This is a genomic window from Acinetobacter sp. YH12070 (genome assembly GCF_013419625.1).
Lineage (GTDB): Bacteria > Pseudomonadota > Gammaproteobacteria > Pseudomonadales > Moraxellaceae > Acinetobacter > Acinetobacter amyesii.
In genome coordinates, this window is the sequence record NZ_VOZT01000073.1 from 1 (window position 1) to 12,499 (window position 12,499).

Sequence of the window (12,499 nt, forward strand, 5' to 3'; positions counted from 1 at the left end):
CTGTTTTAGAAGCAGGAATATCAATGCAAAAGCACTGAATAATTTTTTTAATCTTATAGTGACTTAATTTACTGTTTTCTATCATGATTCTAGACTAACATATCTATTCTGCTAGTCTAGAGCCTAATTAATTAGCCCTTCACTAATCACCACCAAAGGACGTTCAGGGTTGAAACTCTGAAAAATACGTTCAAAATCTTGTGTGAAAATGTCGCCAGTTAAGACCTCGGGGGCATGCGGGTCAATCTGTTTGAGTGCCTGTGTTTTGATTTTTGCCATATCCGGCAAGTCGAGTTCACGATAGTTAATTTCAGGATGCTTGGTGCGAAAATTCCAACCACGCGGGGAAAGGCCACAGGCAATTTCGAGGACTTGTAGCTGAGGGTGTTGGGCAATGAGTTGATCTAAATGCTGATCGATCATGGCATGGCGCTGTTTGAGCGTCGAGCGCATGCTACCGCCCACATTCTTTTCTGCCCAGCTTTCTAATGGGTGGACTAAACGTGCTAAAAATTTGCCTTTACGCGTAGCAAAAACGGGATGTGAAATCCCCATGCTGTACCAAATATAGCCGGTGTAATGTGCAGTAAAGGAAATGTGTCGATGTTCCGATAAACTTTGTGTCATGTCGTCCTGACCTAATGTTGTTTTTATTGGCAATTTTTGTATAGCACCGAAGCACTTATTTTGACTTCATCATAAATCAAAAAGGAGCACCTTGTCGTGCTCCATTTTCTAGAATTTTGAAAGTCTTGGATTAGCAATATTGATTTTTAAAATCCACAATGCGGTTACGCACATTTTGCCAGTCCGCTCCGAGTTCAATGCTTTGTCCAATCTCAATTTGTGGGATTTTTCCGCGCATACGTTCTAAGCGTTCCTGATTTGGAAGAGCCAAGTTTTGAATTCCATCAAGCGCAATGCATGCAGATTCACGGTTATTACATACGAGGCCCATATCACAACCTGCATTTAATGCTGCTTGGATACGAGCATCTGCGCCGCCAGCGACACAAGCTGCTTGCATGCTTAAATCATCGGAGAATAAAACGCCATCAAATTGGAGCTCTTGACGTAAGACTTTCTGAATCCAATACGGTGAAAAACCAGCAGGGTTAGGATCAATATTTTCATAAATCACATGCGCAGGCATTAAGGCATCAAGCTGTGGTTGCAGTTGAATAAAGCTTTGCATGTCTTTTTGATAGATTTCTTCATAACTACGATGGTCAATGGCAGCAGCAACATGTGAGTCTGCTTTCACCGATCCATGGCCTGGGAAATGCTTACCTGTAGATGCCATCCCCGCACGTTTCATACCTTTTAAGAAAGCACTTGCCAATGGAATAATGTCTTGCATATTTTTGGCAAAACCACGGTCACCAATCACATCACTGACATCATTTAAATCAAGCACCGGTGCAAAACTGAAATCGATGCCGACCGCAAGGACTTCGGCTGCCATCAACCAGCCACATTGTTCAGCCAGTTCAACAGCTTTTTCAGGTTCAGTTAAGTAAATTTCTCCAAACTTACCCATAGCTGGTAGGAGTGTGAAGCCTTGCTTTAAGCGTTGTACACGACCACCTTCCTGATCGACCGCAATTAAAATATCAGGACGAATTTGACGCATATGGTCGGTCAGGGCACGAACTTGTTCAGGAGATTCAATGTTACGACCAAATAAAATCATGCCGCCAACTTGTGGTGCTTGTAATAGTTCAATATCTTCTTGGGTAAGTTCTGTGCCAGCAATGTCGAGCATTAATGCGCCAATCATATTCGGTGTCCGTGTTGGAATTTTTAAGGAAAAACAATACCTGAATTCTGCAATGATTTGCTACACTTTGTCAGCAGAGAATATGATAAAACTACACGACATAAACATATTAAGTTGTTTAAGATTTTGAATCTATTCAATTCAGGTCGAAAACCAACACGGTAATATTGGTCTTAATACCAAGGAAGTACAAATTATTTATGAAACTTCAAACATTAGCTTGTGCCGTTGCGATTGCGACAGGTGGATTCTTTTTCACTCATGTGGTGAATGACGCAATTGCTGCCAATAATACAGAAGCAGTGAGCGCGGGTACCATTCAGCCCACACAAGAGCAAGCCTTGGTCTCACGTCAGCTTGCAACATTGGTAGACCGTCAACACTATTTAAATCAGCGTTTAGATGCCAATACCTCTAACCGTATTTTAGATTTTTATATTGATAGTTTAGACGCTGAACATACGTTGTTCTTGGCATCGGATATTGAAAATTATAAAAAACGTTATGGTTCAACTTTTGGTGCAAATCTCAAAGCGGGCAATTTAACAGGGCCGTATGCGATTCATGCGCAATATCGTGAGCGCTTAAAACAGTTCTACACCTATATGTTGGAAGAGCTGAAAAAGCCACAGAATTTAAATCAACCGAATAACTACATCGAAACCGATCGTGAAAAAGCGCCATTCTTTAAATCGACAGAAGAACAGCGTGCGCATTGGAATAAAATGTTGGTCTCTCAGCTGATCAATTTAACCATCAGCAAAGAAGAAGAGAAAGCCAAACAGAAAGCGTTGAAAGATGATCCTGCTTTGGCAAATGGTCAAGATTTAACTGGTCCTGAAGATTTAACACCTGAACAGACTTTAACCAAGCGTTATACACGTCAGTTAGAGCGGATTAGTCGTTTAAAAAGCGATGATGTGCTTGATAAAACTCTGAATGCCATGATGCTGACGTATGATCCGCACAGTAATTACTTTCCACCTATAGATGCGATGGAATTGAACCGTCAAACCACGCTGCAATTGGAAGGGATTGGGGTGTCGATTCGTCCTGAACGTGGCAACGAAGACTACACCAAAATTGAAACGATTGTAGAAGGAGGTCCAGCCAGCAAATCAGGACAAGTCAAGTCAGGCGATCGTATCGTTGGTGTTGCCCAAGATGGCGACAAAATGGTGGATGTGATCGGTTGGCCGAGCAATGAAATTGTCGGACTGATTCGTGGTAAACGTGGCACCAAAGTGACTTTACGTTTATTGGGTGCTGGTGCGTCCATGAATCAAGCGCGAAATGTCACAATTGTACGTGATGTAATTCAAGAAGAAGATGCAGGCGTGCGTTCACGTACCGTTGAAATTGAACGTGATGGCAAAAAACATAAGTTTGGTGTGATTGAAATTCCATCGTTTTACTTGAACTATCGTGCCCGTCGTGCAGGTACAGATTACCGCTCTGTGTCAGAAGATACCAATAAAGCCTTAAAAACATTAGATGCGCAAAATGTTGAAGGCATCATCATTGACTTGCGTAACAACCCTGGTGGCTCACTTGAAGAAGTGGCGCGTATGCTTGGACAAGTGATTAAATCAGGTCCAGTGGTGCAAATCCGTGATGGTAATGGCAATGTCAGCGTGTTTGAAGATGATGATGGGGGCGCGCAAACTTATGCAGGTCCATTGGCGGTATTGATTAACTTGGCTTCGGCATCTGCGAGTGAAATTTATTCTGCTGCGATTCAAGACTATGAGCGTGGTGTGGTGATTGGTAGTACCACAACGGGTAAAGGCACTGCACAGGTACAACTTGACTCTTTAGCCTATGGTCAAGCAACCTTAACGCAACGTAAATTTTACCGCGTGACTGGCGGCAGTACCCAAAATAAAGGGGTCGTGCCTGATATTAAGTTGGTTGATATTTACAATGAAGAGTTTGGTGAACGTAAAGCGAAAAATGCTTTACAGTGGGATACCATTCCTACAGCACCGTTTAAACGTGAAGGCTCGATCCAAGCCTATGTTCCCGATTTGATTAAGTCATCTCAGCAACGTGTCAGCATTGATCCGCAATTTAAATATTTAGAGCAACGTACTGCGATTGCGAAAAAGACAGAAGAGCAAAAGCGTGTGGTGCTTGACTTAGCGAAGCGTAAAGCCGAGCTATTGGCGCTAGAACAAAAGTCTTTGGATGCTGAAAATCAACGTCGTAAAGTGGTGGGTCAAAAACCTTATGCCAATTGGGAAAGCTACCAAGCGTCTATGGATGCATTGGTGGAGGCACGTGCAAAAATGAAGGCGAATCAACGTCCAGCACTGCCTGAAGAGGAAGTCTTTGTGACGGAAGCGGCAAACGTGCTAATGGACTATGCAAAATTACAAGGTACAACACCAACAACAGCAGCCAAAAAGTAAGCCATTCATCCATAAAAACATTGAGCTGATTGCTTGAGTTTTTGACGGAAAAGATGAATTTACACATTAAGAAATAGCGAGCTACGGCTCGCTATTTTTTTGTGAGTAGGGCGGTGTTCGATTTAAATCTAGAAAGCAATCTATAAATGATTCTAACTTATTCATTTTATTATGATTATAAACTGTTCTAAAATAATAAACACCTGATGCAAATTTTATCAAAAGTTTAAGTTTTAGTGAAATTCATCAAGCTTTATTTTTTTAAATTAATCAGTTGCTTAAAATCTTGAAAGAAAGACTTGACCATTACCGTAGACTAATAGATTCTAAGAGAAAATTAGTAAGTAATTGAAAATGTAACAAGTTAAAGGGAAGAAATAGATTGGGTAGTTCGGTTAAAGAAAGTGCCACGATAACCTAAGCGGAACGCTTGATATGACCCATATTCATTATGATTACAATCTGGTCGTTGGTTCAATCGTAGTTGCATTATTAAGTTGTTACTTAGCTGTTTCACTCGAACAAATGTTGTTCCGTGGAACACGACCAAGATATGAAAATGTCATTTTATTATTCAGCGGTGCAATTTTAGGTGCTGCGATTTGGTGCATGCATTTTGTAGGCATGATGGCCAGCCATTTGCCTTCAAATTATAGTTTTGATACCAGTCTGACCCTAACTTCCTATTTTATCGCCTTTGTCGCGTCCACTTTTGCCGTGTGGTTAACCACACGACTGACGCTACCATTTCCTCGTTTAATTTTAGGCTCCGTATTAATGGGCCTTGGCATTTCCGGAATGCATTACACGGGGATGCTGAGTTTAGACGTTCAGGGTTATGAGCAACGATACGAACCTTTAATTGTTATCTGTTCAATTTTAGTTGCGATCTGTGGCTCGTGTTTGGCATTTTGGCTAACGTTTAAAAATAAATACTCGCCAAAACGTAACATCATGAATGCCTTTGTTGCGGTCATGCTGACTTTTAGCATTGTCGCTATGCATTATATTGGTATGGCAGCTGTTGATTTTGTACCGCTAAACTCGATGGATATATTGGTTGCGGCTCAAATTAACCATAATTTATTGCTATTTATTGTCTTATTTGTCACCAGTTTATTGTTGATGGCGGCCTTTAGCGTTGCAGTACTTGAGCAACGTTTAGAACATCGCAGTTTGCAGTTGATGCGCGCAAATCGAGAACTGGCCAATCAAGCGGTACAGGACAATTTGACCCGTTTACCTAATCGACTATTTTTGGCTGAATATGCACATTTTCTATTTACAGAGCATCGCTTAAGACAAGATAAAATTGCTTTTATTTATATTGATATCGACCGTTTTAAAGCGGTCAATGATGTGTTTGGACACCATGTGGGTGATCAACTACTGATTCAAATTGCTACGCGTATTCACCGTTTAATTAATGATAAAGCCAAATTGCTACGAATCGGTGGGGATGAGTTTCTGATTGTACTTGAGTCGGCAAGCAATGATTCTGCCACAGCAATGTCTGAAAAAATATTGGAATTGATGCAAGAAAGCTTCTTGATTGCAGGTAAGGAAATCAATATTTCAGGCAGTATTGGTATTGCGATGTACCCAGAACATGGTGCGAACTTGCAAGATCTGCTGATCAATGCAGACACTGCAATGCTGAGTTCAAAGTATCAAGGGCGTAATACCTATTCATTTTTTAATTATACTGCCGACCAATTTGAAGAAAAAAGTCAGACGAAACTGATCAATGATTTATATAAAGCGGTAGAAGAACAGCAGTTTAGCTTGTTTTATCAGCCAAAATTTAATGCCACTGATCGTGAAATTTGTGGGGTTGAGGCCTTAATTCGTTGGAATCATCCAACCTTAGGTATGCTGACGCCAAATAAGTTCATTAATGGCGCGGAAAAAACTGGACTGATTATTGCCATGGGCTATTGGGCACTTGAAGAAGCCTGTAAGCAAATTCAGCACTGGGAAAAGCTGAACATGCCGCTGTATCCGATTGCGGTCAACTTATCAGCCATTCAGTTTGAACATAAACATTTATTTAGTACCTTAGAGTCGCTTTTTGCACGGTATGAAATTAACCCGTCCAATTTAATTATTGAAATTACCGAGTCAACAGCGATGCATCATATCGATGCCAGTATTGTAACTTTTGAACATTTGAGACAAATGGGGATTAAAGTTGCGATTGATGACTTTGGGACGGGACATTCAAGTTTCTTATATTTAAAAGAACTGCCTGTAGATGAACTGAAAATTGACCGTGAGTTTATCCGCAATTTGAGCGTCGGTTCTAAAGAAGAAATTATTTTAGAAAGTATTATTCACTTGGCAATTCGACTGGGGCTAACAGTCACTGCAGAAGGTGTAGAGACAGAACAACAAGCAGAAATTTTAAAACGTTTAGGTTGCCAACAGTTGCAAGGATATTTGTTAGGAATGCCGATGCCAGTGACACAGCTTGAAGAAAGCATGAAAGCGAAAGTTGAATAAAGTCATTTGTAGTCTTATCGCATTGCCAATGAGTATAGAAAAAAGACAGTGGAATACGTTATATCGTCGATAAAAACAGGTCGTCATCCAATGTAAAACATCAAGACACGCCACGCTAAGATTTTGACTCAACCCGATGTGGTTGATTATTTTTAATGGTCAATCTGATACAATATCGCCAATTTTCCATATTGATCAGATCTGATCTTTTGCACTGCGAGTTTTGCAGTAGGTGTCTTTCATGAGTTTTAAAGAAGAATTAGCGACACAGGTCGCTCAGCGACGTACTTTCGCTATTATTTCCCACCCCGATGCCGGTAAAACCACAATGACAGAAAAACTGTTGTTATGGGGACAGGCGATTCAGGTTGCAGGTATGGTAAAAAGCCGTAAATCTGATCGTGCGGCAACGTCTGACTGGATGGAAATGGAAAAAGAACGTGGGATTTCGATCACCACTTCGGTTATGCAGTTCCCGTTTAAAGACAAGATGATTAACTTGCTCGACACCCCAGGGCATGAAGACTTTTCTGAAGATACCTACCGTACATTAACTGCCGTTGACTCTGCACTTATGGTGATTGATGGTGCAAAAGGTGTCGAAGATCGTACGATCAAATTGATGGAAGTGTGTCGTATGCGCGACACGCCGATTATTTCATTCGTCAACAAAATGGACCGTGAAATTCGTGAGCCATTAGAACTACTTGATGAAATCGAAAACGTATTAAAAATTAAATGTGTTCCGATTACTTGGCCACTGGGTACAGGTCGTGACTTTGCGGGTGTATTTAACCTACTTGAAGAAAAATTCTACGTTTATAAGGCAGGTTTCGGTTCAACCATTACGGATATTGAAGTCCGTGATGGTTATGACTATGCAGATTTGCGTGAAAAAGTTGGCGATCTCGCTTGGGCTGCATTTGAAGAGTCGTTGGAATTGGTTCAAATGGCCAATGAACCTTTAGACCGTGATGAATTTTTGGCAGGCCGTCAAACGCCAGTCCTGTTTGGTACGGCACTCGGTAACTTTGGTGTAGACCATGTTTTGGATGCATTTAGTCAATATGCGCCTGAACCTAAAGCACATCCGACGCAAGACCGCAAAGTTGAAGCGACTGAAGAAGGCTTCACAGGTTTCGTCTTTAAAATTCAAGCCAATATGGATCCAAAACACCGTGACCGTATTGCATTCATGCGTATCTGTTCAGGTAAGTATGAAAAAGGCTTGAAAATGAAACATGTGCGTCTAGGTAAAGATGTACGTATTAGTGATGCTTTGACGTTCCTTGCCGGTGACCGTCAACATCTTGAAGAAGCATGGCCGGGTGACATTATCGGTTTGCATAACCATGGTACGATTCAGATCGGTGATACCTTCACTTCAGGTGAAGATTTACACTTTACCGGTATTCCTCACTTCGCACCTGAAATGTTCCGTCGCGTGCGTTTAAAAGATCCATTGAAGTCAAAACAGCTACAAAAAGGCTTAAAAGAACTTTCAGAAGAAGGTGCAACTCAGGTCTTTATGCCACAAAACAGTAATGACTTAATCGTGGGTGCTGTGGGTGTACTTCAGTTTGAAGTCGTGGCTTATCGTCTGAAAGAAGAATACAAAGTTGATTGTATTTACGAGCCTGTAAGCATCAATACCGTACGTTGGGTATCGTGTGATGACGAGAAAAAATTCAACGAATTTAAGAAAAAAGCACACGACCAATTGTCTGTCGATGGCGGTGGTCATTTAACTTATCTTGCACCAAGTCGTGTGAATTTACAGTTAATGCAAGAACGTTATCCGGATATCGTGTTCCGTAATACACGTGAACACTAAGTTATTCTTTTACAGAAATAAAACAGCTTCTTCGTGAAGCTGTTTTATTTTGTGGTAGAGTTTTTAAATCCATACATTACGCAATCATTTGGTCGTTTAGGACATCATGAAAATATTCAAGGATGCTACAGTTTTTGTACTTTTGGGGAGTGTTTTGCTGCTCAGTGCATGCGATTCAGGAAAAGAAAATAAAGCGACAAAGCCGGCCGATGATGGCGCTTCTGAAGCGACCGTAATCAATCCAGATGTTTTGCCCTATTTAAATATCCAAGAGCAAGCCGCAAAAATTGCCAAACCGTTTTGTGAAAATAAAAGTTGTATTGATTTAGAGATACAAACCATTCAAACCGTGGATACATGGTTGAATGGCTGGATTGAAAAGAATCAGGCCAGCGTCGTACAAGATCAGATTGCATTAAAGCAAAATATGAATCTCCAACAAGCTGTCGATGCGTATGTGAAAAAATCAGATGCTTGGCAAGCAGAGTTTAAAACCAATAAAGCCTATGAATTGGCGATGTACACACGAGTTCCATATCAACGGAATCAATATGTGTTGCTGCAAATCGGTGTCGATACCAAACAGGAAAATATCACGGTCAAAGAGCGTTATTATTTTTTTGTGGCAGACCGCCGTGCGAAAAAGAATCTTAAACCTTTAGATATTATTGATGCAAAGCAACAGCAAAATATGGATGCTATTGTGCAGCAAGCCTATAGCAAATGGTTAGATGAACAAGAGGTAGATGTCAAAAAATCGGCACCGAAAAAACTCTATTGGGGCCAAGCAGATTGGTTCTTTGATCAAGAGGGCGTCGGTTTGCATTACCGTACAGATGAAATTGTCAAAGATAGTAAACAACTGGATATTTATCTCAGCAAAGCGCAAACACAACAAGTATTGAAAGCTGACGTTTATCAGCATATGTTCTAAACAACGAAAGTATTTAATTTGATGAGATATTTACCGAGATAAATATCAATTATTCGAAATGAAAGGTTGAAGCAATGGTGCAAAAAAATAAAATTTGGGCAAGCTCAATATTGGCAGTTTCTGTTGCATTCACGGCGTGTCAGCCACAACAAGCTGAACCTGAAAAAAAGCCGGATCAAGCCAAAACTGAACAGCCAGATTTGAGTGCAAAACTGATTGGTGATGCGGAAAAATTACAACTGAATTTACCTGAATGTGATGGCGGGGTCTGTCCTGAAATTTCAGTTGAACGCTTAAACAGTAATCAAGCCTTTATTGATGAATTTATTGATGCGGAAATTTTAAAACAGTTGGGAGAGATCCTGTCTGTTTCGCCTTTAGAAGATAAAACGCTGAGCAAAGACGCTCCCGCTGCAAGTGAAGTACCTGCAGCGTCTGAAGCAAAATCTGCTTTGGCAAAGGTTGAAACGCCCAAATTAAAATTGGAAAAAGCCACGCAGCCTTATATGCAAGCATTTTTAAATTTAGATAAAGAGTTGAAATCTTTAAGCGCCAATCAGCAAATCAGTTTGATGATTAAACCTAAAATATTGAATGCTGAAAAACCCTTGGCAACAGTGGTTTTAAATACCAGCTCATATTTAGGTGGGGCGCATGGTTCTTCTGCACAGCAATATTATAACTTCGATTTAAGCACTCAAAAATTGGTACAGCTCAATGACATATTGCTGCCCAATCAACGTACTAAACTTGAAAAGCTGGGCTATGAAGTCTTTAAAACTTGGGTGAAAGATGCCAAGTTGGCGGACAATGTTCAAGAATATGAACAGATTTGGAAATTTAAACTGTCTGATAACTTTTATCTAAGTCAGCAAGGTCTAATTTTGCAATATGCCGAATATGAAATTGGGCCATATGTGGCGGGTTTACCACGTTTGACCATTCCGTATGATCAATTGCAAAGTGTATTGAAAAAGCAATATCTACCTCCAGTTGAAGCTGTTGAAGCCTCAGCCGCAAAAGCAAATTAATTAGTTCAATGACTTACTCACTGTTTGATACGCATACGCATTTTGATGTTCCCGATTTTGACGCTGATCGGGAACAGTTGGCGTATGCTGCCAAACAGGCGGGTGTCGATGCGTTAGTATTGATTGGTTTTGTACAGTCACGTTTTCACGATTTGCTGCAAACCCAAGAGTTTTTAGATCGTTTATCCAATGCTCCCAAAAGCTATTTAGCTCCCGGCTTACATCCGTTTTATATTGAGCAACATCGTGCAGAACATTTGCTCGACGTGGAACAGATGCTAAAGCAGCATGATTGTGTTGCTGTCGGTGAGATAGGTTTAGATACTTTTTTGAAACAGCATAAACAGCCTGAACTTTTTCAAAAGCAGCAGCAGTATTTTTCCGCACAACTTGAATTAGCACAGCAGTTTGATAAACCAATATTGCTGCATATTCGTAAATCCCATGCGGAGGTGCTTTCGATGTTGAAAAAGCATCAATTTAAGCTCGGTGGTATTGCACATGCATTTAGTGGTGGTGTTGAAGAAGCGAAGGCATTTACCAAGCTAGGTTTTAAAATTGGTGTAACGGGGCAAATCACCAATCCCAATGCAAAAAAATTACATCAAGTGGTTCAGACTTTAGGGGCGGCACATTTGGTCTTAGAAACCGACTGTCCCGATATGACACCCTTATGTTGTCAGCATTCGACGGAAGGGCGTACCCGTAATACGCCGGTCAATTTGCCCTATGTCTTGCTGGGGTTAGCTCAGAGTTTAAATCGTACCGAATCTGAGATTGCAGATATATTATGGACTAATTCATTACAAGCATTGCATCTGGACGCTTAAGCGGCCAATAAATATTGACGCCGCTTGATTGAATCTGATTTTATTCGCATCGTGCATGCAATGATGGTTTTCTAAAAAAAGGCGCATTATGCAATTTCTAAAATGCTTTAGACTTGGCATTATGCTGTTAAATTATTTTGAGTGAGTTTCACATGGCACAAGGACTATTGGCTGGCAAACGCTTTTTAATCGCGGGTATTGCAAGTAAGTTATCAATCGCATTTGGTATTGCGCAAGCTTTACATCGCGAAGGTGCAGAACTGGCTTTTACTTATCCAAACGAAAAATTAAAAAAACGTGTAGATGATTTTGCTGAACAATTTGGTTCAACTTTAGTTTTCCCATGTGATGTAGCAGTGGACGCTGAAATTGATACCGCTTTTGCTGAACTTGCTAAACATTGGGATGGTCTAGATGGTGTTGTGCATTCAATTGGTTTTGCACCGGCACATACTTTAGATGGCGATTTCACTGATATTACCGACCGTGAAGGTTTTAAAATTGCTCACGACATCAGCGCATATAGCTTTATTGCGATGGCTCGTGCGGCAAAACCTTTATTGGCTGCACGTCAAGGTTGCTTATTGACGCTGACTTACCAAGGTTCTGAACGCGTAATGCCAAACTATAACGTTATGGGTATGGCAAAAGCGTCACTAGAAGCAGGCGTACGTTATTTGGCAACAAGTCTTGGTGCTGAAGGTATTCGTGTAAATGCGATTTCAGCAGGTCCGATTCGTACCTTAGCGGCTTCAGGGATTAAATCTTTCCGTAAAATGTTAGATCTAAATGAAAAAGTCGCACCACTTAAACGCAATGTAACTATTGAAGATGTCGGTAATGCAGCATTGTTCCTTTGCTCACCTTGGGCAAATGGTATTACAGGTGAAATTCTGTATGTTGATGCTGGCTTTAATACTGTAGGTATGAGCGCTGATCTGATGGCAGATGCTGAGTAATTCTCTTTAAGTTCCCTCTCTCTTTGGGAGAGGGCTAGGGTGAGGGAATAAAAACCTCTCCCCTTGCGAAACAGTGTTTCTCATCTCCTAGAAGGCATAGGTATCTACACAAATCCCAAGTTTTGGGTTAAATTGAAGAGCATGCTCTTCAATTTAATATCTCCCATCTTGATACACGTCTCGTCAGACGATACAACGCCCTCGTAAAGCTTAATATG

At 40.8% G+C, this 12,499-nt stretch carries 8 protein-coding genes and 2 pseudogenes; 7 read left to right on the forward strand and 3 right to left on the reverse strand.

All coding sequences use genetic code 11. From position 1 onward, the window contains the following. The 3 genes and pseudogenes from FTU17_RS15475 to nagZ all read right to left on the reverse strand — a co-directional run. Nucleotides 1–85: pseudogene (locus FTU17_RS15475) on the reverse strand (IS1595 family transposase); the annotation flags it as partial. Nucleotides 86–126: 41 nt separating this feature from the next. Then, a pseudogene (locus tag FTU17_RS15480) lies at nt 127–627 on the reverse strand (class I SAM-dependent methyltransferase); the annotation flags it as partial. Nucleotides 628–757: 130 nt separating this feature from the next. Further along, entirely contained in the window at nt 758–1,780 is a 1,023-nt protein-coding gene (nagZ, locus tag FTU17_RS15485) for a beta-N-acetylhexosaminidase (RefSeq protein WP_180088981.1), read from the reverse strand. Between the two features lie 200 nt (nt 1,781–1,980). On the opposite strand from nagZ, the gene FTU17_RS15490 reads away from it, so the two are divergent. The 7 genes from FTU17_RS15490 to FTU17_RS15520 all read left to right on the forward strand — a co-directional run bounded on the left by FTU17_RS15490 (nt 1,981) and on the right by FTU17_RS15520 (nt 12,281). Beyond that, the gene (locus FTU17_RS15490) at nt 1,981–4,191 is read left to right on the forward strand and encodes a carboxy terminal-processing peptidase (protein WP_180135963.1); all 2,211 of its coding nucleotides are present in this window, start codon (nt 1,981–1,983) and stop codon (nt 4,189–4,191) included. A gap of 435 nt (nt 4,192–4,626) precedes the next feature. Beyond that, complete coding sequence (locus FTU17_RS15495) at nt 4,627–6,693, forward strand: EAL domain-containing protein (RefSeq protein WP_180135964.1); 2,067 nt, start codon at nt 4,627–4,629, stop codon at nt 6,691–6,693. A gap of 241 nt (nt 6,694–6,934) precedes the next feature. Further along, entirely contained in the window at nt 6,935–8,527 is a 1,593-nt protein-coding gene (locus FTU17_RS15500; protein WP_078189646.1) for a peptide chain release factor 3, read from the forward strand. A gap of 106 nt (nt 8,528–8,633) precedes the next feature. After that, nucleotides 8,634–9,461, forward strand: a complete 828-nt coding sequence (locus FTU17_RS15505; protein ID WP_180135965.1) for a hypothetical protein — start codon at nt 8,634–8,636, stop codon at nt 9,459–9,461. Between the two features lie 74 nt (nt 9,462–9,535). Then, nucleotides 9,536–10,492: an RsiV family protein gene (locus FTU17_RS15510; RefSeq protein WP_180135966.1), complete on the forward strand. Its 957-nt coding sequence runs from the start codon at nt 9,536–9,538 to the stop codon at nt 10,490–10,492. An 8-nt stretch (nt 10,493–10,500) separates the two neighbouring features. Continuing rightward, a complete protein-coding gene (locus tag FTU17_RS15515; RefSeq protein ID WP_180135967.1) occupies nt 10,501–11,322 on the forward strand; it encodes a TatD family hydrolase in 822 nt (273 codons plus the stop codon). Between the two features lie 152 nt (nt 11,323–11,474). Continuing rightward, nucleotides 11,475–12,281, forward strand: a complete 807-nt coding sequence (locus FTU17_RS15520) for an enoyl-ACP reductase (RefSeq protein ID WP_078189642.1) — start codon at nt 11,475–11,477, stop codon at nt 12,279–12,281. Nucleotides 12,282–12,499: the final 218 nt, after the last annotated feature.